At 67.0% G+C, this 22,521-nt stretch carries 14 protein-coding genes; 4 read left to right on the plus strand and 10 right to left on the minus strand.

From position 1 onward, the window contains the following. Positions 1–135: 135 nt before the first annotated feature. The 3 genes from E0T84_RS30465 to E0T84_RS30480 all read right to left on the minus strand — a co-directional run bounded on the left by E0T84_RS30465 (position 136) and on the right by E0T84_RS30480 (position 10,990). On the minus strand, positions 136–528 hold the full coding sequence (locus tag E0T84_RS30465; protein WP_003880044.1) for a holo-ACP synthase: 393 nt from the start codon (positions 526–528) through the stop codon (positions 136–138). 35 nt (positions 529–563) lie between these two features. Then, positions 564–9,806, minus strand: coding sequence for a type I polyketide synthase (locus E0T84_RS30470; protein WP_138746328.1), 9,243 nt, complete (start codon positions 9,804–9,806; stop codon positions 564–566). A gap of 569 nt (positions 9,807–10,375) precedes the next feature. Further along, positions 10,376–10,990, minus strand: coding sequence for a MerR family transcriptional regulator (locus E0T84_RS30480; RefSeq protein ID WP_249383787.1), 615 nt, complete (start codon positions 10,988–10,990; stop codon positions 10,376–10,378). A gap of 317 nt (positions 10,991–11,307) precedes the next feature. Between E0T84_RS30480 and E0T84_RS30485 the strand changes: the two genes are divergently transcribed. Next, the gene (locus tag E0T84_RS30485) at positions 11,308–12,576 is read left to right on the plus strand and encodes a nitrate/nitrite transporter (RefSeq protein ID WP_138746329.1); all 1,269 of its coding nucleotides are present in this window, start codon (positions 11,308–11,310) and stop codon (positions 12,574–12,576) included. Here the strand turns inward: E0T84_RS30485 and E0T84_RS30490 are convergent. Further along, the gene (locus E0T84_RS30490; RefSeq protein ID WP_083284088.1) at positions 12,561–13,781 is read right to left on the minus strand and encodes a low temperature requirement protein A; all 1,221 of its coding nucleotides are present in this window, start codon (positions 13,779–13,781) and stop codon (positions 12,561–12,563) included. The two genes, E0T84_RS30485 and E0T84_RS30490, sit on opposite strands and share 16 nt — an antisense overlap. A 203-nt stretch (positions 13,782–13,984) precedes the next feature. Here E0T84_RS30490 and E0T84_RS30495 point away from each other — a divergent pair, with 203 nt between their 5' ends. Continuing rightward, on the plus strand, positions 13,985–14,566 hold the full coding sequence (locus E0T84_RS30495) for a transcriptional regulator (protein WP_070186045.1): 582 nt from the start codon (positions 13,985–13,987) through the stop codon (positions 14,564–14,566). A gap of 133 nt (positions 14,567–14,699) precedes the next feature. On the opposite strand, the gene E0T84_RS30500 is transcribed toward E0T84_RS30495, so the two are convergent. The 5 genes from E0T84_RS30500 to E0T84_RS30520 all read right to left on the minus strand — a co-directional run bounded on the left by E0T84_RS30500 (position 14,700) and on the right by E0T84_RS30520 (position 20,678). Next, positions 14,700–15,386: a twin-arginine translocation pathway signal gene (locus E0T84_RS30500; RefSeq protein WP_249383788.1), complete on the minus strand. Its 687-nt coding sequence runs from the start codon at positions 15,384–15,386 to the stop codon at positions 14,700–14,702. Then, the gene (locus tag E0T84_RS30505; RefSeq protein WP_070947148.1) at positions 15,383–16,234 is read right to left on the minus strand and encodes a hypothetical protein; all 852 of its coding nucleotides are present in this window, start codon (positions 16,232–16,234) and stop codon (positions 15,383–15,385) included. Before E0T84_RS30505 ends, E0T84_RS30500 begins: the two co-directional genes overlap by 4 nt. Positions 16,235–16,373: 139 nt before the next feature. Beyond that, positions 16,374–17,855 (minus strand): FadD3 family acyl-CoA ligase, encoded by a 1,482-nt coding sequence (locus E0T84_RS30510; protein ID WP_075910158.1) that lies wholly within the window; start codon positions 17,853–17,855, stop codon positions 16,374–16,376. Positions 17,856–17,866: 11 nt separating this feature from the next. Then, a complete protein-coding gene (locus tag E0T84_RS30515; RefSeq protein WP_138746330.1) occupies positions 17,867–19,057 on the minus strand; it encodes an amidohydrolase family protein in 1,191 nt (396 codons plus the stop codon). Between the two features lie 79 nt (positions 19,058–19,136). Further along, positions 19,137–20,678, minus strand: a complete 1,542-nt coding sequence (locus E0T84_RS30520) for an AMP-binding protein (RefSeq protein WP_070947146.1) — start codon at positions 20,676–20,678, stop codon at positions 19,137–19,139. Positions 20,679–20,736: 58 nt separating this feature from the next. Here E0T84_RS30520 and E0T84_RS30525 point away from each other — a divergent pair, with 58 nt between their 5' ends. Next, entirely contained in the window at positions 20,737–21,453 is a 717-nt protein-coding gene (locus E0T84_RS30525) for an enoyl-CoA hydratase/isomerase family protein (RefSeq protein ID WP_070947155.1), read from the plus strand. Positions 21,454–21,508: 55 nt separating this feature from the next. Here the strand turns inward: E0T84_RS30525 and E0T84_RS30530 are convergent, their stop codons facing one another. Then, positions 21,509–22,054: a VOC family protein gene (locus tag E0T84_RS30530; RefSeq protein ID WP_070947145.1), complete on the minus strand. Its 546-nt coding sequence runs from the start codon at positions 22,052–22,054 to the stop codon at positions 21,509–21,511. A gap of 55 nt (positions 22,055–22,109) precedes the next feature. Between E0T84_RS30530 and E0T84_RS30535 the strand changes: the two genes are divergently transcribed. Next, the coding region (locus tag E0T84_RS30535) for a Zn-ribbon domain-containing OB-fold protein (protein WP_171055235.1) at positions 22,110–22,521 on the plus strand (412 nt) is incomplete at its 3' end.

Raw genomic sequence — 22,521 nt, forward strand, 5'->3', positions numbered from 1 at the left:
GCGTCAAACGCCGCATCGCCCGCCGGGTCTACCAAGCACTACACCAAGACGCGCCCCGCAACGACCACCAAAACCCGGTCAAGCCGCCACAATCAGTGGCGGCTTGACATAGGAGCTATTGCTCGCGCAGAAGGGTTAGAGCTCCTCGATGATCGCCACCGCGGCGGCGGTATCGGCCTCGTGAGTAAGCGAGACGTGAATCGTCACGGTCTCAAGGTGCTTGGCGATCTCGCCGGACAACCGCACCTTGGGCCGGCCCCACATGTCGGTGACCACCTCGATATCGCGGTGGATCCCCTCCGGCAGGGCCGGCCGCTTGGAGAACCGTGAACTCGACCAGGCCTTGATCACAGCTTCCTTGGCCGCCCACCGGGCCGCCAGGTGCCGGGCCGCCGACGAACTCTTGTCCGCGGCGTCCCGGCGCTCACCCGGCGTGAACGTCTCGGCGAACACGGTCCCCGGCCGATCCACCTGCTCGGCGAAATCAGGTATGGAAACCACGTCGATGCCTATGCCCATAATCGCCATGGAAGCGAACCTAGCTCACCTGTGTCGGCACGCACTCACCGCACATAGAGATCGTCGTCGCCGAGGCGGGCATCCGTGTTCAGCAACATTGCGGCTTCCTGGCGCTTCTCGGGCACATCGTGGTCGAAGCGGCGGTCGGCAGGCTTCTCGTACATCGGACGCCCACCGGCGATCGCCCCGGCCAAGCGACGTTGACCGGCCAGCGTGCGCTGCTCGGCGCGCTTGCGGTAGTCGTCGCGCTCGGACGGATCCAGCGCCGCGATGAACGCCTCCGGGTGCACCAGGGCGACCAGACCCGAGACGTGACCGAACCCGAGGCTGGTGACCAGACCGGCCTTGAGCGGGAATTTCCCACGCAGGTCGAGGGCGTCGCGCACCCAGACGAAGTGGCCGGAGGTGGCCAGCTCGTCGTCGACGCAGTCCAGGCTGCGGTTCGGCGGGATGACGCCGTCGCGCAGGATCTGGCACAGACCCATCATCTGGAACACTGCCGCCCCGCCCTTGGCGTGCCCGGTCAGCGTCTTCTGGCTGACGATGAACAGCGGGGCACCTGCCGAGCGCCCCATCGAGTCGGCCAGCCGCTCGTGCAGCTCGGTCTCGTTGGGATCGTTTGCCAGCGTCGAAGTGTCGTGCTTGGAGATCACGGCGATGTCGTCGGCGCCGACACCCAGCTTGGCCAGCGAGCGGGCCAGCTGCGAATCCTTGCCGCCGCGTCCGGCGCCCAGGGCACCGAGGCCCGGAGCCGGGATCGAGGTGTGCACACCGTCGGCGAAGCTCTGCGCGTAGCCGACGACCGCCAGCACCGGCAGACCCATCTTGGCGGCGAGGTCACCGCGAGCCAGCAGGATCGTGCCACCGCCCTGGGCTTCCAGGAAGCCGAGACGACGACGGTCGTTGGCGCGGGAGAACTTCGAGTCGCTGATGCCCTTGGCGCGCATCATCTCGGTGTCGGCGGTGGCCGCCATGTCACCGAAGCCGATGATCGCTTCCAGGGTCAGGTCGTCGAAACCGCCGGCGATCACCAGGTCGGCCTTGCCGAGGCGGATCTTGTCCACACCCTCCTCGACCGAGACCGCCGCGGTGGCGCAGGCGCCGACCGGGTGGACCATCGCGCCGTACCCACCGACGTAACTCTGCATGACGTGTGCCGCAACAACGTTCGGCAGCACCTCCTGCAGGATGTCGTTCGGCTTGGCCCGGCCCAGCAGGTTGCCGTGGTACATGGTCTGCATCGAGGTCATGCCGCCCATACCGGTGCCCTGGGTGGAGGCCACCAGGCTCGGGTGCACCCAGCGCATCAGCTCGGTCGGAGTGAAGCCCGAGGACAGGAACGCGTCGACCGTGGCCACGATGTTCCACAGCGCCACCCGGTCAATGGAATTGGCCATGTCCGGGGTGATGCCCCACACCGTCGGGTCGAACCCGGTCGGGATCTGGGCGCCCACCGTGCGCGACAGCTTGGTCTTGCGCGGGACCCGAATCTCGGTGCCCGCCTTGCGGATCACCTGCCAGTCGCTGGAATCGGGCACCGGCCGGGCCACAGTGTGCTCGGGGTCGTAGGACACGAATGCCCGGGCGTCGGCCTCGCTGGACACCACGAAGCTGAAGTCCTTGTCGAGGAACACACTGACCAGCAGCGGCGAGGCGTGATCGGGATCGATCGCACCGTCATCAACAAACTGGCGAATTCCACATCTTTCTACGACGGCATCGTGGTAGCGCTCCACGATCTCCGATTCGGGAACCAGCTCACCGGTTTGGGTGTCGTACCAGCCGGCCTTGGGATCGTCTTCCCACTTGACCAGACCGGTGGTCCAGGCCAGCTCCAGCACACCGGCCGCCGACAGCTCGCCGGAGACCTCCATCTCGAAGCGCGTGCGCGACGAGCCGTACGGCCCGAGCTCGGCGCCACCGACGATGACGACCAGATCGGCCGGGTCGACATCGAGATCGGCCCACTCCGGGGCGGGCGCCGGGTTGTACCCGCGCGGCGGGGACGGCAGTGCCGAAATAGCACCCTCGTCCTCATCGTCCTCGGATTCGGCTGCGGCGCTTGTCATGTCCTCACGGGCCTTGGCGGCCAGCTCAGCCATGTCGATCTTGATGTCGCCCAGACCGCCGGTCAGGTCGGCCTTGATGGGTGCGTTGGCCGCGGCCACCTTGGACTCCACCGTGCACAGGTTCAGCAGCATCGCTGCCATCTGGTCGGTGCTGTAGGTGGTGACGCCGGCCTCTTCGACCGCGCTGACGATCGCGTCGTTGTGCCCCATCAGCCCGGTGCCCTTGGTCCAGCCGATCAGCGCGTGCGCCAGGCTGACCCGCTCGGCCCACGATGATTCGGCACTCCAGCGGCTCACCAGTGCGTCGAGCGCGGACTTGGCTTCGCCGTAGGCGCCGTCGCCGCCGAACATGCCGCGGTTGGGCGAGCCCGGCAGCACCACGTGCAGGCGCGAGGCGATGTCCCGCTCGGCACCGATCGTCGACAGCCCGCCGATGAGCCGCTGCACGGCCCACAGCAGGACCTTCATCTCCATCTCGGAGCGTGAACCCGCCTCTGACAGATCCCCGGCCACGCGCGGTGCGGCGAACGGGAACAGCAGCGTCGGGGTTTGCGCATCCTTGAGGTGGATCGATTGCGGCCCAAGGCTTTCGATCTGCTCGCTACCGACCCACTCGACCAGCTTGTCGATGTCGGAGTAGGACGCCATGTTGGCCGGGACCACCCACAGCGTGGCGGCGAATCGGGCGTTCTCGCGGTAGAGCTCCTTGTAGAACGCCAACCGGTCGTCGTCCAGACGCGAGGTGGTGGCGATGACCGTGGCCCCGCCGTCGAGCAGCTGCCCGACCACCGACGAGGCGATCGAGCCCTTCGAAGCACCGGTCACCACCGCGACCTCGTCGGAATACCGACCGGTTCCGGGATTCTCGGCACCGGCCGCGATGCGACCAAACAGCGAGGCGTGGACGGTACGGCCCGCGGCGAGCGCCTTGCCCTGCCACCAATTCGCCTGCGTGGCAACGACATGCCCGGCACCCTCAAACCGCTCCGACAGGCGCGGCCATTCGGTGTCGATCTCGCCCTCGTCGGCGAGCCACAGCTTGACCAGGTCCTCACGGGCGCTGGCCCAGCGATCGTCGAACACGACGGCCTTCTTGCCGTCGAACGCCGGAGCGACCAATCGCGGCCAGTCCGAACCGAGTTCGGTGGTGACCAGGTCGATCAGCTCGGCATCGGTCGCCGTGTCGGGCGCGCTGACCGGGGCATCCAGACCGAGCTGGCCCAGGATCGTGCGGGCCGCGTTGGCCAGCACACCGTCGGGGCCGGTGACCGTCTCGGCGAACTCGTTTAGGGCGGCCGAATCCACCACGCCGCCGGCGGCGCCGCCGGCCGAGGGCAGGCTCACCGGCACGCCGCGACGGGCACCCACCGCGGCGACTGCGGCGTCGATCACCTTGTCGACGTCGGCGGCACTCGCCAGCGCACCCGGGTGCAGACCACCCAGGTCGCCACCGCGAACGCTGCTGCCCTCACGGGTGCCGAGCGCCACCTCGACGGTGACGTGCTTGGCCCAGCCCGGACCCAGCTCCCAGGTCTTGGTGACCCGCTCGGCGATGTAGCCCGGGCGCTTGCCCGACGGCCCGAACACCGTGCGCAGCTGATCGTTGATGGCGTCCGACAGCACCGGACCGAACGGCTTGTAGGTGCGCGCCAGCTTGCTGACCTGCCCCTTGAGCGCGCCCAGATCTGCCTCGGCGGCGCCGTCGATGGCACCCAGGTTCAGCTCGGAGCCCAGGTCGACCAGCAGCTGGTTGCGTCGCGAGGACGCACCGTCGGTGATCGACTCGATGGAGTCCAGCGCCTCGATCTGGTCGATGCGCATCTTGGCGCTCAGTGCGATGAGACCGACTGTGGCGTCGGCCGCGTCGAACGTGATGTCGTCTGGCCGGGGGCCACCGGACGGGGCGGCCGGAGCGGCCGCGGGGGCCGGGGCCGCCTCGGCAGGAGCGGCTGCAGCGGATTCAGCTGCGGGCGCGGCTTCTTCCACCTCAGGTTCCGGCTCCGGATCGGTGTCGCTGGCGAACAGCACCGCGGCATCGCGCTCGGCGTTGAGCACCTCGACGGTGCTGTGGGCGTATTCGGGCAGCTTGAGCGTGTTGGTGGCCAGTCCGGCGACCGTCGGCGCGTTCTTCACGCCGATCTCGACGAACCGCTCCACCCCGAGTCCACCCGCGGCCTCCTCGATGAACAGCAGGTCCTGGGTCTCGATCCAGCGCACCGGGCTGGCGAACTGCCAGGCCAACAGCTCGATGACGATCTTGCGGCACAGTTCGATCGGCCGCTCGTTACGCCAGGTGTCGTAGTCGGCGAGGATCTCGTCGAGCGGCTCGGCCGGCACCAGGTCGCGGATCTCCTGGATGAAGTCGCGGTCCAGGGTGAACGGCCGGGGCACCAGGTTCGGGATGTAGCGGCCGACCACCAGCTCCGGGTCGCGGTCGCGCGGCAGGACGCGTTCCAGGCTGCGCCGGAAGTCATCCACGCCCACCCGCAGCACGCTCGAGTGGAACGGCACGTCGATGCCCGGCACCAGGATGAACGACCGCTTGCCGCCGCTGATCTCGCGACGACGCTCGACCTCTTCCTCCAGCGCCTCCAGCCCGCGCACGGTTCCGGCGATCGCGTACTGCGAACCGCGCAGGTTGAAGTTGACGATCTGTAAGAACTCGCCGGTATTCGCCGCGATTTCCGCGACAAAGCTCTCCACGTCCTCGTCGGCGAGGTCGATCTGCGACGGCCGGATCGCGGCCAGCCGGTAGTTGGACCGACCCCGCTCGTCGCGCGGCACGATGTCGTGCATCTTGGAGCCGCGGTGGAACACCGCCTCCAGCAGACCTTCGAGCTCGATCACGCCGGAAACGCATGCCAGCGCGGTGTATTCACCGACTGAGTGACCGCAGGCGATCGCGCCTTCGACGAACGCGCCCTGCTCACGCATCTCGGCGACCTGGGCGGCGGCCGTGGTGGCCATCGCGACCTGGGTGAACTGCGTCAGGTACAGCACGCCCTCGGGGTGCTCGTAGTGCACACCGGAGGCGATGAGCGAGGTCGGGTTGTCGCGGACCACGTGCAGCACCGAGAAGCCCAGCGTCTCGCGGGTGAACTTGTCGGCCTTGTCCCAGATCTTGCGGGCGGCCTTGGACCGGGCCCGGACCTCCATGCCCATGCCCTTGGACTGGATGCCCTGGCCGGGGAATGCGTAGACGGTCTTGGGTGCGGCCAGCCGCGCGGTCGCAGCCATCACCAGCTCGGAGCCGATGCGGGCCTGAACCTCGACAACCTCTGCGCCGACGTCGATTCCGACCCGGTCGACGCGGAAGTCGACCTCGTCTCCCGGCTTGACCATGCCGAGGAATCGGGCGGTCCAGCCGACAAGCTTGGCCGGCGGGATGGGCTTGCCGTCGGTGGCGGTGACGACGTGCTGCGCGGCGGCCGACAGCCACATGCCGTGCACAATGGGCGATTCCAGGCCGGCCAGCAGTGCGGCTGCCCGGTCGGTGTGGATCGGGTTGTGGTCACCGGAGACCACGGCGAACGGCCGCATGTCCACGGGCGCGCCCACCGTGACGTCGCGACGGCGACGACGCGGGGTGTCGGTGGCGTTGTCCGAGATCGCGCCGCCGGCCCGAACCGGGTCCGTCAGCTCGGCCTCGCCGGTGCGGCCGCGGATCGCGAACCGCTCCTCCAGCTTGGCCAGCTCGGTGCCGTCCGAGGCGCGCACGGTCACCGAAACCGGGACGACCCGGCCCACCTCGGTGTCGTGGGCAGCCGAAGCCGTTGCGGTGACGGTCAATTCGGCGGGCTCGGTCGGCAAGGCCGCCAGCAGGTGCGCGGCGTGGTCCAGGTGCACCAGGCTCAGCAGACCCTCGACGACCGGGAAGCCGGAGTCGGTGGCGGCGGAGCCGATCGCGGCGAACACCGCGGGCCAGCAGCGGCCGACCAGCGCGTCGGGGACGACGGTGAGCGTCGGCGCCAGCGGGGCACCGAAGGTGGCGGTGACACCGGTGTGGTCGGCCACCTGCTCGGGGTTCCAGCCGACGGTGACCGTGGCGGTGCCATCGACGACGGGCGGCAACGCGTCAGGACCATCGACACCGGCCGCGATGGCAAGCACCGACCGCATCGCGGTCGCCGCGTCCTCGACCTCGACGACCGGTGCGCCACCGCTACGGACGGCGCCGGTCAGGGTGAAGCGGATGTCGATCCAGGTTCCTGACAGCGGCACCGAGAGCACCACATGCCGATCGTCGACGACCTCGAGCCGGGCTCCGGTGGAAGGATGTGTGGCGGAACGGTTCTCAGACCCTTCACGCACCTGCCACTCAGCCGCGGGGGCGATCCGGTGCACCGGGTTGACCGAGGTGCGCCCGGCCCACAACACGTCGGGGGCGTCGAGCAGCACGGCCAGCGGGCCGGTCACATCTCCGCGGCCCCGACGGCGCGACAGAACAGGCTGCGGCTGGGCGCCGGCGGCCAGCACCTCGTCGACGGCGGCCTTCTCGAAGCGGTCCAGCAGTTCACCGACGGGTTCGTCGACCCGGGTGATGCCGGCGACCGCGGCGGTGCCGGGGATGACGCACACCTGATCGGCGTCGTAGCGCGCATCGTGGGCCTGCCAAAGGGAATCGCTACGCCACCACCGGCGCACGTCCTTGTCGATCACCGGGACGAAGTTGACCGGCTTACCAAGCGTCTTGCACAGCTCGACGAAGAACGGTACGTCGGCCGGGTGCAGCTGAACGGATGCGGCGTCCGGGTAGGCCGAGACCAGCGCGGCCAGCGCGGCCTTCGGGTCCTCGAGCAGCTGCTCGTCGCCGAAGAGGGTCTCGATCGGGCCGAAATCCTGTGCGTGCAAACGTGCTTCGGCACGCTTGAGCATCTGCTCGAAGCGGTCACGCCAGGTGACGTCCAGCCATGGGGAATCGTCGCGCTTGGTGTCGGCGGTGCTGTTGCCGTCGCCGATCGCCAATTCGACGTAGCGGCGCAGCCACTGCAGGTAGGTCATCTCGGCGACATCGCCGAAGTAGGGCTTGGCGGTGTTGGCCATCGCGGCGATGATCTCGTCGCGGCGGGCGGCCACCGCGTCGGCGTCACCGGCCACCTCGTCGAGCAGACGACCGCAACGCGAGGCAGTGTTGTCGATTTCGTGGATGTCGGCGCCGAGCTGGCTGCGGCCCGAGGCCATCCCATTGGCGGCCTTGCCCGCGCCCACCCAGGCTTCGGTGCCCTTGGTGTCGACGAGCAGCTGTTTGACCGCAGGTGAGGTGGTGGCCTCGAGGGTGGCCATGGCGGCAGTGCCGACCAGGATGCCGTCGATCGGCATCAGCGGGTAGCCGTGGGCAGCCGACCAGCGGCCGGACAGGTACTCGGCGGACCGCTCCGGGGTGCCGATGCCGCCACCGACGCAGATGGTGATGTTTGACCGGCTGCGCAGCTCGGAGTAGGTGGCCAGCAGCAGGTCGTCGAGGTCTTCCCACGAGTGGTGGCCGCCGGCGCGTCCACCCTCGATGTGCACGATCACCGGCTTGGTGGGCGCCTCGGCCGCGATGCGGATGACCGAGCGGATCTGCTCGACGGTGCCCGGCTTGAACACCACATGGCTGATGCCCAGATCATTGAGTTCGCCGATCAGCTCGACGGCCTCTTCCAGGTCCGGGATGCCGGCACTGACGACGACGCCGTCGATCGGCGCACCGGACTGGCGGGCACGCTGTACCAGCCGCTTGCCGCCGACCTGCAGCTTCCACAGATACGGATCGAGGAACAGGGTGTTGAACTGGATGGCCCGGCCGGGCTCCAGCAGCTCGCCCAGCTCGGCGATGCGGTCATTGAAAATCGGCTCGGTGACCTGCCCGCCGCCGGCGAGTTCGGCCCAGTGGCCGGCGTTTGCTGCGGCCGCGACGATCTTGGCGTCCACTGTGGTGGGCGTCATACCCGCGAGCAGGATCGGCGAGCGTCCGGTGAGCCGGGTGAACTTGGTGGAGAGCTTGACCGATCCGTCGGGCAGGCTGACCACGGTCGGGGCGTAGCTGGACCACGGGCGAGCCACCTCGGGCACCGCACCGATGGTGAACAGATTGCGCTGGCCGCCACGGGTGGCGGCAGGCACGATCCCGATGCCGAGCCCACGCACCACCGGGGCGGTCAGGCGGGTCAGGATGTCGCCGGGACCGAGGTCGAGGATCCAGCGGGCGCCGGCCTCGCTGATCTCGGTGATCTCGTCGACCCAGTCCACCTGACTGACCAGGATCGCCTCGGTCATCGCGCGGGCCAGCTCGACGTCGATTCCGACGGCCTCGGCCCACCGCGCGACGATCTCGACACCGTCGGCCAGACGCGGGGTGTGGAACCCGACCTCGACCTGCACCGGGTCGAAGACCGGGGCGAAGACCGCGCCGCCGCGGACTTTGCTCTTGCGCTCAGCCTCTTCCTTTTCAGCGATCTGGTTGCAGTAGAGCTCGAACCGGGACAGCTGCTCGGGGGTGCCCGTGATCACAACGGAGCGCCGGCCGTTGCGGATCGACAGCACCGGGGGCAGCACCGTGCGCACGTCCTGGCTGAATTCTTCGAGCAGCTCGTAGATGCGCTCGGGCTCGGCGTTGGTGACCGAGACCATCGGCGGCCGGTCACCCAGCACGGTGATGCCGCGACGACGGGCCACCAGGGTGCCCGCGGCACCGATCAGCTGCGCCAGCGCCAGCAGCTGCACATCCTTGGCGCCCTTGGCGGCCAGCGCCTCGACGGCCAGCACGCCCTGGGAATGCCCGGCGACGGCCACCGGCGGGGTGGCGGCCAGGTCCATGCCCTGGCGGGCCAGCGCGCGCACGGCCGCGATCTGGGTCAGCAGCACGCCCGGCACCGACACGGCGGCCGAGGTCAACTGCTTGTCGGAGGGCACCGGCTCCTCCGCGGCCAGCGCGCGAACCCACTGCAGCGGCTCGAACCCGATGGGCCGCACCACGACGAGCTCGGAGGCCACCGGCTCCAGCAGCAGCTCGGCCTCGCCGGCCAGAGTCGCCAGTTCGGCCTCGATACCGGCCGAGGACACCAACTCCTCAAGGGTCTCCAGCCAGGCGCTGCCCTGGCCGCCGAAGGCCACGGCATAGGGCTCGCCGGCGCTCAGCCGGTCGACGAGAGCATGGGTGGAGTCAGCCTGCCGACCAGCGGATCCTGAGTCGTCGTTGCGACCGGCGGACACCCGGTCGTGTTCATAGATCGTCACTGGCGCTATCTCCTCGGTGCTGCTGTGGTTCTGCGATGAAAGGTGTCGCGTGCGGCTGTCGCGTGCGGTGTTCGGTGTCTGCGTGGTCTGGGGCGTGTGGCTGCCCGGCGACAGGCCAACGGCGATTCAGCGTCGAATCAGGCTGGAACGCTGGCGTCCGAAGAGCGCTCCGGACGGTGTCACTGGCATTCCCGCCGTACTAAGAGTGTCATAAGAACCAGTGGGCGTTTTCCGCCCAGATTGGTTACTGGCGAGTTCTACGCATGGGTAACCGCCGGTAACGTAACGCGGCACGGACTGGCGGCCAAAGCTATTCGGGACAAACGTCCTGTTGGCAGGTGGTTACGGTCGAGTAGCCACAACTGCGCAGATCAAGGCAGCATTGTTATCGAATCGTTATCTAAATTTTCCGCCACATCCGAGCCCTCGAAGTGGCGGAGATCCAGCAGACAATCGAGCCGATGTTGTCCAGCGAATCCTGAGCGTCCGAACAAGAAGTTTGCTGAAATATCTTACTCGCCGGTAACTATTTCAGTTCCGCAGGCCGAATCACGGCGACCGCCGTCACCCTAGTCGGCGGCGGCCAGGCTCTTGCGCAGGGCGCGTTCAACCTCGACCGAGACCACCGCTCGGGCCAGCTCAGACAGGTCCGCGTCGGACGGCACGCCCCGGGTTTCGGTGAGCGCGGTGACCGCGGCCTCGGCTACCCGATCAACGGCAGCATCTGTCGACCGAGCGACATGGGCGATGATGCGCAGACAGCGCAGCTGGTCCTGCGCGCCGGTGACGAGCGCGGCCAACGCCGGGTCGGGCATCTGCACAGAGCCGTCGACGATGCGCACCAACCCCAACTCCACAAGCGTGCGGACATCATCGTCGGCAGGATCCACGGTCAGTGTCCACGCCGTCGGCCGGCTCCAGTCCGAAGCTTGGATTCCCAACGCGCAGGCCAGGTCCTTGCCGCTCCGCAAGCCCGCGAAAAACTCGGCGATGTGCGCCGAGTTGAACCCCTTGGCCAGTAGCTGGCTGATCGCCGTCAGCTGAGCCAGATGCCGGTCGCCGTAGTACGCCGCGCGCCCGACGCGCCGTGGCGAATCCAGCAACCCGCGCTCACGATATGCGCGGATATTGCGAGTGCTGACGCCGGAAATACGCGCCAGGTCTTCCAGACGATACTCAACCAAGCCGACGTCCTCCGCGTCGGTTTGAACAGCGATTCATGCCGACACCCTACTCTCCGGTTAATAGCTGAGCGAATTCACTCCTCTTATGTTTGACGATTCCAAGACGTCGTCGACAGCGCGATCATCAGGGAATATGCCGAGTTCTCTTGCGCAAGTCGCACGCGAGTATGCATTTTCAGCCAACTCGATCAGTCACCGGAAACCCGACCCGAGACCAAATTCACATCCGCGACAAAGAAGTCCGGTCGCTTCCGCGCCCATGAGTGCGAGAGCATGTACGCCTGCCCCGACAAACACATTTGACGAAAGGTGCCCGCGTGCGTCCCTGGATCGTTTGGGCCACCGGGCTACTCGCGTACATCATCGCCGTCCTCGACCGCACCACCCTCGGCGTCTCGGGGCTACAGGCCGCCGACAGATTTGCCGCAAGCCCGGGTGTGCTGTCCACGTTCGTGGTGCTGCAGGTGATCGTCTACGCCGCAGCCCAGGTTCCCGCCGGACTACTGTTGGACCGCTTCGGTTCCCGGGTGCTCATCGCCAGCGGGGCCGCGCTGATGACCGCCGGCCAGCTCGTGCTGGCACTCAGCGAGTCACTGCCCGCGGCAATCGCTGCGCGGGCCATCGTCGGCCTCGGCGATGCACTGACCTTCATCTCGGTGCTTCGCCTGGTGCCGCACTGGTTCGAGCCGGAGCGCGTTCCATTGGTGGCGCAGTTGACCGGCATCTGCGGGCAACTCGGTCAGGTTCTGTCCGCCGTCCCATTCCTCGCGATACTCACCGGCTCTGGGTGGACACCGGCATACCTGTCGGTCGCGGCATTCGGCATCGTGGTGATCGTGCTGGCGCTGGCACTCATCCGCAACACCCCGCACGGTTCGGCCCTCACATCCGAGCCGATCTCCCTGCACACCACCCTGTCTCGCATCAAGACCGTCTGGCTACGTCCCGGGACCAGGCTCGGATTCTTCACCCATATGGGCACCCAGTTCTCGGTGACGGTGTTCGCGCTGATGTGGGGGGTGCCGTATCTGACGGTGGCGCAGGGACTTTCGGAGACCGCTGCGGGCGCCCTACTCACCATCTCGGTGAGCGCCGCCATCTCGGCCGGGATCATCATCGGCGTGTTCACCGGGCGTCATCCCCACCGCAGGTCACGGCTCGTGCTGTGGATCATCGCCAGCAACGCGCTGGTGTGGACCGTGGTGCTGGCGTTGCCCGGCCCGGCACCGATGTGGTTGTTGGTGGTGCTGATCGTCGTCATCTCGGTGGGCGGCCCCGGTTCGATGGTCGGCTTCGACTTCGCCCGGACCTTCAATCCGAGCCACACGCTCGGCACGGCCCAGGGCATGGTGAACATGGGTGGGTTCCTGGCGGCACTGCTGGTGATGCAGGCCATGGGCCTGATGCTGTCCGGCGCCGACAGCTACTCGTTCACGTCGTTCCGGCTGGCCTGGTCGGTGCAGTACGCGGTGTGGATCCTGGCCACGATCGGAATCCTGATCACCCGCACCAAGACCCGACGCCTACTGGCAGCCGAACAGGAACGAATGCTGTTGGAGACCTTCGAGACTCACCCCGGCCGGTGAGTGTCCAAGCGCCGGCCGACGATCTCGGCGGCGTGCCGGTGCCCGACCGCCTCGAACCCGGCGACCACCACCACCGGTGCCGCGGTGACAACCAACAGGCACAGCGTCATCGACGTGCCCTGCGCGGCAAGCACGACCGCGACCACCAGAACCGCGACGGCCAGCACCAGCAGCAGCGCATGCATGAGATCGAGTTCCTTCACCAGGAACGAGTAGATGACGAACATCGCCACCAGGTACACGCCCACCGGGACCGCCACGGCCAGCACGGTGCCGACGGAATCCAGCTTCGATTCGCCGTCGACGTAATAGGCGGCCACATGCAACCCCGCCCCCGTGGCCACGATCGCCGCGAACACCGCCAGGTGCAGATACCCGTACCAGAACGACAGTGTGCGCTGGGCATGCAGCAGCGCTCCGGCCGGAACCAGGAAGTACACCCACCACATGCCGAATGTCAGGCCGATTCCGGCGGCCACCAGCAGGATGGCATCGGTGGACCAGCCGTGCTCCCCCACGGCAGCGGTCAGGGATGCCACCGTGCCGACCACGCCCTCACCCAGCGCGATGATCGCGAGCAGTCCATAGCGCTCGGCCACGTGATGGGCGTGCCACGGGGTACCGCCCATCACCCGCTCGGCCAGCATCGGTCCGCTGATCTCCACGATGATCAGCACCAGTGCAGTGACGAAGAAGACCGTCAGCGATGTGTGCACGAAGATCTGTACCACCCACCCGATCTGCGCGACGACGACCGCGCACGCGTAGGTCAGGCACGCCGACCGGCGGGGCGGATCCTGCGCAGCGGCCCGTAACCACTGCCCCACCAACGCAACTCGCATCACCACATAGCCGGCCACCATCACCACGTTGTCGACGTGGCCGCCATGTTCGATCGAGGCGAAGACCGGGGCTATGCCCATTGCCAGGATGATGACGCCGACCATCTGCAGCATCGTCATCAAGCGATAGATCCAGTCGTCAGTGTCATAGGCGGACGCGAACCAGGTGAAGTTCATCCACGCCCACCAGATCGCGAACGCGGAGAAACCGAACCCCGCCAACCCGGCCGACACGTGACCCTCGGCCATCAGGTGCGCAAGTTGTGCGGCCGCCACGCCGAAGGCGATCACGAAGGTGAGATCGAACAACAATTCCAGTGGGGTCGCCGCCCGGTGCTCTTCGTGCGGGTCGCGTCCACTCATCCGGCTCAGCCGGTGGGTTTGAACCGGGCTCGGCCTGTCCTCGTTCACCCTTGTATGTCCCTTTCTCGCCAGATTGCACCGCAATTCCACCGCATCGGGGCGCCGGACCATGGATTGGCTACGGCGCGCTGGCGGAAACGTACGCCAAATACAGGTAGTGCACTACTGATGTCAGCACCTCCGCCAGGCTCGAGGATGAGCGTGTGTCCAAGCAATTCACGCTGAACGTTCTCGGCGAGTTCGCCGTATACCGCGACCTGGAGCCGGTGGTGTTGCCGCCCTCATGTCGACGGCTGGTGGCGCTGGCCGCGGTCAAGCACCGGGAGCTACATCGCAGCTGGGTGTGCGACTTGCTGTGGCCGGGGGCCCCGCCGCACAAGGCGGTGTCCTCGCTGCGATCGGCCCTGTGGCGATTGCGGCCGTTGGGCGCCGACTCCTTGCTCGTGGTCCGGCATCAGTACGTCAGCCTCGCTCCCGATGTGAAGGTCGACTGGCATGAAGCCCTCGCATTGCACGAGGCGATGGCGATCGACGCGCGACCGGCACCCGCGGGCACCCATCCCGTCCTACACCGGCTGATCCGGAGCCGCGATCTGCTCGAAGGCTGGACGGACACCTGGTGTGCCGCCGAGCGCGACCGCTACCGGACCATCAAACGGTCGGTCCTGGACGCTCCCGAAATTCCGGCACCCAGGCAGGTAACGCACTACGCAGTGCCCGGCGCACCGCGCCGGCCCGCGTCGCACGGAGGCCGCCAAAACGACAACGTGAGGTGCCTGCCATGAGTGCGCTGTTGCTCGTTCTCGCCGTGGCGTGCGCGGTGGCCACCGCGCTGGCGGTGCACGACCTGCAGACCTGGCTTGAGCGATGGGCCTACGAGCGGCACGCGCAGGACTGATGCCCCGCCGGCGACGGCGCCTACACCGGGTCGAACGACGAGATCAACCAGTTGCCGTCGATCTTGCTCAGACCGACCTTGACAGCGCTGGCCGAGAAACTGCCGTTCGGATTGTCGGCACTGGTGGTGGCCTGGTTGACGAAAACCAGTGCGACCGCTGAATCAGGATGGATCTCCGAGATGGCCGAGCGCACCACCGATGCCGCGGTCTTGACCGACTTCTGTTTGGCCGCCGGCGCGACGATTTCCTGGGTGAACTGGGTGTAGTACGACAGGAAATCACCGGTCAAGTGCGATTTGGCGGCGGTGAAATCCCGGTCGAGACTGTCCGGTGCATAGCTCAGCAGGGCTACCGTGCCGTCGTTCGCGGCCTTGAGCACCGTTCCCGACGCCGCCGGACCCGTCTGCTGGTCCACCCGGTACTGCGCGAAGTACAGCCAGCCGGCCAGCGCAGCCGAAGCGATCAGCGCCACCGCCAACGCCAGAGGAAACCACAGCTTGGTCAGCTTGTGCCGCCACCCGTGCTTCGGCTCGGGATCAGCCGGGGCTTCGCCGGACGCGTCGGCCTCGGCCTGCTCTTCGCCGGCGTCGGTGGTTTCTTCGACCTCGGCAACCGTGTCGGTCTCGTCTTTCTCGACTGCCGCCTCGGTGTCGTCGTTCTCGGTCTCTTTGGTTTCGGTCTCGTTGGTTTCCTGATCCAGGCTCACGGCACGAACTCGACTTTCGACAGCTTGATCTGGTCACCTTCGCGGACCAAGTTCACGGCCACCCGCCACGGTCGCGGTTGCTTGTTGGCCCCCGTGGTGTTGGTGACCTTGGTGTTCACCGCCACCAGGACCACCGCCTTGTCGTCGCTCATGCTGTCGACGGCGGCGCCGGTGACGTTGGCCTCGGTCACCACTTTCGCGTCCTGGGCGAGCTTGACGAAGTCTTTCGACTGAGCCTCGAAATCCTCCCGGAACTCGCCGGTGGAGTTGTCGAGGATGTTCTTGACCGCGTCCTGGGCGTGGTTGAAGTCGAGCGACATCAAGGTCACGACCGTCTGACGGGCCGCCGCGGTGTATTCGGCGGTCAACTGCTCGCGATGCTGGGCCTGGCGATGATTCCAGATCATCAACCCGCTGAGGACGAGCAGGCCGACGATGACGATGAGCGTGATGCAGGTCGCCAGCACTTTCCAGAACAGGCGAGAAACCCTCACCCGCGGTACCCGGCTCGACGGCTTGCTCTCGGCGTCGGCCTCTACCCCGGTGCTGTCGGTGATCTCGGCGGCCCCGGTCTCGGCCGGCTCGGCGTCGTCAGGACGACCGGCCGACTCCGCAACGGCGGCGTCGTCGACCTCTTCTGGGAACTCGACGATGTCGGCGGCACCGTTGTCGGCGGCGGCCTCATTGCGTAGCCGGATGGCTTTGGCCCGGGCGCGCGCGGCAGCTGCTACTGCCTCGGCCTCGGCAGCCTCGGCTTCGGCCTGTTCGGCCAACTTGAGCGCGTCGCCGGGCGACGCATCATCTTCGCTAGTATCGATTACCGGCGACGAAGGCTTGCGGGACGGCATGCCGACCTCCTGTCCGTTCAGCAGCCTGCTTAACGAGAATTACGTTATCAGTTTGCGGTAGTGACCCGAGAGTACATCATCGACAGCAGGCGCTTAAATGTCTATTCACCTGCGGAAATGATGTTTACGTGCTGTGCGCTCACTTAGCGTGGATCGCCGCTACCCGCGTCTCGAGCTCATTCTTCATGACCTTGCCCGTGGCGTTGAGCGGTAGTTCGTCGAGAAACTCGACATACCGCGGCACCTTGTAGCCGGCCATTCGCTCGCGGCTCCAGGCGATCAATTCCTCGGCGGCGATCCCCGACGTACCCGGCTCGTCCCGGAGCACCACGAACGCCTTGCCGACCTGCCCCATCCGCTCGTCGGCGACACCGATGACAGCAACCTGCGCAACCGCCGGATGCTCAAGGAGGAACCCCTCGATCTCGGCCGGATAGGCATTGAATCCGCCGACGATGAACATGTCCTTCTTACGTCCGACGATCCGCAGCCGCCCGGACTCGGTGAACTCGCCGAGGTCTCCGGTGTGCAGCCAGCCGTCGGCGTCGATCGCCTCGGCGGTGGCGGCGGGATCGTCCAGGTAGCCCTGCATCACGTTGTATCCGCGCACCAGCACCTCGGTGTCGCCGGCGATGCGAACATCGACGCCCTCACACGGCAGCCCGGCGGTGGTGGCCACGTCCTCGGCCGAGTCGCCCGGCCGCGACAGCGTGACGTTGCCCGCCTCGGTCAGGCCATAACCGGTCATCAGCGTCTGGAACGGCAGCTCGTCCCGGATACGACGCACCAGCTCCACCGGGATGTCCGCGGCGCCGGTCACCCCTGCCCGCAGCGTCGCCAGCCGGGTTCGGTCTGGGACAGCGAGCAGCGAGTGGTACAGCGTGGGCGGGCCCGGCAGCATCGTGATGCGCTCGCGCTCGATGAGTTCCACGACATCATCGACATCGAACACGGCCACCGGCAGCATCGTCGCGCCGCGCAGGAAGCACGCCACCAACCCGGCCTTCAACCCGAACGTGTGGAAGTACGGGTTGATCATCAGGTAGCGGTCGCCCTCGCGCAGATCCGCCAGGGTGGCCCATTCTTCGTAGGCCCGCAGCGTCTGGCGGTGGTTCATCATCGCGCCCTTGGGCCTGCCGGTGGTGCCCGAGGTGAAGATGACATCAGCGATGTCCGTGGGCGCCATGTCCCGGGTGAACGGCGAACCGCTGCCCAGGAAGTCCGACTTCAGGTCGATGACCGGGACATCGACCTCGGTCCCGGCGAAGGTGAAATCCTGTCCGAGGAAACCCTTCTGGACCATCACCGCCTTCGCTCCGCTGCGCGCGACCACATCGGCGGCCTCGTCGGTCTTGAACCGGGTGTTGACCGGGACCAGCACACCGCCGGCGGCCATGATCCCGAATGCGGCGATGATCCATTCGGCCGAGTTCGGCGCCCAGATTGCGACCCGGTCCCCCTTGGCGACGCCGAACTCGGCGAACGCACCCGAGGCTTTACGGATGCGCTCGACGAGTTCGGTGAAAGACAGCCGCAGCGGACCGTCCACGACAGCCTCGGCATCGCCGAACCGGTCCGCTGCACTCAAGACCATCTCGGGGATGGTCTGCCACTGATTGATGTGTCGGCCCCTTAGGTCGTGACGAGACGACCGAGGTTGCCGCCCATGATCTTGGCCTGATCTTCGACAGCGAGGTGCTCAAGCGCGGTGACGTAATGCGTCGGCTCGGCCAGACCCTCGGGGTGCGGCCAGTCGGAGCCGTACAGCACCTGGTCGACACCGATGAGGTTGATCAGGTCATCGATGCCTTCCTCGTAGAACGGGCTGACGTAGATGCGGTTCTTGATCTCTTCGATCGGGTTGCCCATGAAGGCCTCGGGGGCTTTCTTGTAAACCTCGGCCATGGAGTCCAGCAACGGGAACATCCACTTGGAGCCGGCCTCGACGATGCCGACCTTGAGCTTCGGATGCCGGAACAGCGCTCCGTGGATGACCCAGGATGCCACCGCGTCCTGGATCGGGCGCCACTCGTTGAGGATGCCCATCGCGTTGGTCTGGAACGGCAGCATCTCCTGCACGGTGCCGTCCCATTCCGAGGTGTAGCGCGAGTAACCGCTGTCGGAGGAGTGCATGCCGACGAACACGTCGTACTCGACGCAACGCTCCCAGAAGGGGTCGAACTCGGGCAACGCGAACGAGCGCGGGCCACGGAAGCCGGGCACCGGCGCCGGGCGGACCAGGATGGCGCGGGCACCGCGCTTGACGGCCCACTCCAGTTCCTCGATCGCCTTCTCGACGATCGGCAGGGTGATGACCGGGGTGACGAAGATGCGGTTCTGGTAGTTGAAGCCCCAGACCTCGTCGAGCCACTGGTTGAGCGAGTGGATGATGACGTGGATGGCGACCGGGTTGTCGCGCAGCCGCTCCTCGATGAGGCTGGCCAGCGTCGGGAACATGAGGCTGCGGTCGACGCCGAGTTCGTTCATCAGCTCCAGGCGCGGAGCCGGCTCGAAGAAGGCCGGGATGGAGCGCATCGGCTCACCGAACAGCTCACGCTTGCTCTTGCCGTCCGGGTTGCCGAACTTGAAGTACTCCTCCCAGGCACCGGGCTTGGCCACATGCGAGAACGTGGGGTTCGGGATGTAGTTGCTGATGTGGCCGTCGATCGCGATCTTGGTGCGGCCGTTGACCTCGACGTACTGGACGATGTCCTTGTACTCCTTGGGGAGGTACTTGGTCATCGCCTCCGGCGGCTCATACAGGTGGTTGTCCGCGTCGAACAGCGGAAACGGAATGTCGACCCGGTGCGACAGTTGTCCCATGGAAAACTCCTTTGCAATTCAAGAGAATCATATTCTCACTTACTAGCTGCCGCAATGCCCAACTCGCCCCGGAGGCTGCTCACCGGGCGATTGCAGCAATCTCCTGACGGATGACAAACTTCTGCACCTTGCCGCTGGCCGTTCGGGGAAAATCTTCGGCCTGATGTAGCTCTTCCGGCCACTTCTGCCGGGCCACCCCGCCGGCCTCGAAATGCGACCGGACCTGATCGAGCGTCGGCATCGTGCCGCCGTCGCGCACCCGAAGCACCGCAGCCACCCGCTCGCCCAGCCGCGCGTCCGGGGCAGCCACCACGATCGCCTCGATCACGTCGGGCAGCGCCAGCAGCACTTCCTCCACCTCGAGCGCGCTGATGTTCTCCCCGCCGCGGATGATGAGATCGGTGGTGCGGTCGGTGATCGTCAGATAGCCGTCGTCGTCGAGGACTCCGATGTCCCCGGTGCGATACCACCCATCGGCGTCGAAATGCTTTGCGGTGAGGGCATCGTCGGTGTACCCCAGGCACAGGTCCGGCCCGCGGCTGAAGATCTCGCCGTCCGGTCCGAGCCGGATCTCCACACCGGGGCGAACATTGCCGTCGGTGTACAACCGCTTGTCCTCCGGGGCCCCGGCCCCCGACCCGGTGATCGACGGATGCTCGGTGCTGCCGTAGGAACGGAAGACGAACAAACCCAGATCGGCCAGTCGCCGCGTGACGGCTGCGGGCACCGTCGAGCCGCCGAGGCCGACAGTGGTGAACCGGGCCAGATGGCGCTCGTTGAACTGCGGATGGTCCATCAGGCTGGTGACGAAGTAGGGCGGTCCGCCGCCGATCGACAGTTCGTCACGCTCGATCAACTCCAGCACCTTGCCGGGATCCCAGACGTCGCACAGATCGATCGGAGCGCCTTCGAGCACCGGGATCAGGAACGCGCCGAGCATGCCGATGAAATGCCCGACGGGCGTGGCGGTGAGCTGGCGGCCGCGGTCCGGCGGATAGTTCTCCAGCAACTGGCGGGTTTCGAAGCCCAGCGTCTGATGGCTGTGGATGACGCCTTTGGGCTCGCGGGTGGTTCCCGAGGTGAATGCGATCAGGGCCGGCGCCGCCGGATCCGCGGTCAGGGTGCCACTCATCGGTTCGTCGGCGAGCAGGTCGGTGAACGACGACTGCCCGACCAGCCCGACGATCGGGACATCGGCACACAGATCGGGCTCGAACTTCATCCGGCCGAACTGCTCGGTGGTGATGAACACCTTGGGCTTTGCCGTGGCCATGATGTGGCCGAGTTCCTTGCGGCCGTAGAAGTGCACGATCGGGACCGTGACCGCGCCGAGGAATGCCGAGGCCCAGAACGCGACCGCAGCCTCCATCCAGTTCGGCAGTTGCAGGGCCACCACGTCGCCGGCTCCGACCCCGCGATCACGCAGCCCAGCGGCCAGACGGCGGGCGGTGTGCTCGACCTCGCCGAATGTGCCCTGGTAGGGGCGGGTCGCGGAGTGCACGCAGAACCCGGCATCGGGGCTGGCAGCCAGACCGTCGGCCAGCATCTGACCCAGGGTTTCGGGCCGCCACCAGCCGTTTTCGACGTACCGTTTGGTCAGCTCAACGGGGATGTCGCGCACAACGGTGATGTTATTCTCATCAGACGAGAATGCCAATCCCGGAACTGGAGAACGTTTGATGGTCGACCTCGAAATCGACGGCGAACTGGCGGTCATCACGATCGACCGGCCGCAGGCGCGCAACGCCATCTCGCTGGACACCATGGATGCGCTGAACAAGGCGCTGGACGGGGCCGTCGGCGCTCGCGCCCTGGTGATCACCGGCGGCGGCGACCGCGCCTTCGTTTCCGGGGGCGACCTCAAGGAACTGTCAGCCCTGCGCACCGAACTCGAGGCGTCGGAGATGGCCTGGCGGATGCGCACGATCTGCGACCGCATCGCCGGGTTCGACGGGCCGGTCATCGCGGCGCTCAACGGCCACGCCTTGGGCGGTGGGGCCGAAGTGGCGGTGGCAGCAGACATCCGGATCGCCGCCGACGACATCAAGATCGGCTTCAACCAGGTGGCGCTGGCGATCATGCCGGCCTGGGGCGGGGCCGAGCGGCTCGCCACGCTGGTCGGCCGCAGCCGGGCGCTACTGCTGGCCGGGACCGGCCGCATTCTGGACGCGCGGGAGGCCGAGCAGGTCGGCCTGGTCGACCAGGTGGTTCCCCGCGCCGAGTTCGCCGAGGCCTGGCGGTCGGCGGCCCAACTGCTGGCCCGACGTCAGGCCGGCGAGGTCAAGCGCGTGATCAACGGGGTGTCCACCACCGAGGCAGTTTCGGCTTTCGCCCGGCTCTGGTGCGCCGACGAGCACTGGGCCGCCGCGGACAAGGTGATGAACAAGGGCAAGTAGGCCCTGCGCGCGTGCCGAGTGGCCACGTGTCACACAGTTTCGCCAAGAACCCGTGTCACAGCTGGCCACTGGGCCGACGTCTGCCGCCCAACTCCCGAACCGGGTCGCTGCCGTCCCAGTCGGCGGCCTGCGCTCGGACGTAGGCGCCCATTCCGGCCGAGGCCTCGGTCAGTTCCATGATCTCGACGATCGCGGCACCCGTCGGCGGCTCGAAGTACGCGAACCGGACACCCTCGCCTTCCCCGCCCGACCACACCCTGGGCCAACCGGCCTCGCCGAGCTTGACCATCGCCGCATCGAAGTCTTCTGCCCAGTAAGCAAGTTGGTGAAATCCTCCGCCGGTGGCGGTCAGAAATTCGGTGAAGATGCTGGGCGTCTCGTCCAGTTGCTGGATCAACTCGACCTGGAGGTCGCCGCTGTTGGACAACGCGAGCGACACGTTCACCTCGCAGGGCGCGCCACGATAGGTCACCTTCTGCGGTACGTCGCGGAGCACGAACCAGGGTCCGACACCCATGTCGGTCCAGTCCGCGATGGCGTCGTCAAGATCGGTGACGACGTAGCCGATCTGACGGATCTCACCGGGCAGCACACCAGCCATTGCGCCAGCCTAGACGAGAGCCGGTTCTCACTAGACGAGAATTACATTTCCGGTTATCGTCAACGACGTGTCAACACAGATTGCTCTGGCGCCCGAGATCTCGACCTGGCCCGACGCCGAACCCCAGCTGATCGGCAGCCGGTGCACCGACTGCGCGGCCACCGCCTTCCCGGCCCAGGCTCGCTGCCCCAAGTGCTCCGGCGGCAACACCGAACAGGTGCACCTTCCCCGGCGCGGCACCGTCATCGCCTGGACCACCCAGGGCTTCCCACCCGGCGCCCCCTACAAAGGCCCCACCGGAAAGAACTTCGTGCCCTTCGGCGTCGGCCTCGTCGAACTCACCGACGACACCGGCCCCGTCATCCGCGTCGAAGGCCGACTCACCGAAAACGACCCGACGAAACTGCAATTCGGCATGGACGTCGAACTCACCATGATCCCGTTCACCACCGACGAAGACGGCAACG

The sequence above is a fragment of the Mycobacterium sp. DBP42 genome, from assembly GCF_005924235.1.
GTDB classification, from domain to species: Bacteria; Actinomycetota; Actinomycetes; order Mycobacteriales; family Mycobacteriaceae; genus Mycobacterium; species Mycobacterium syngnathidarum.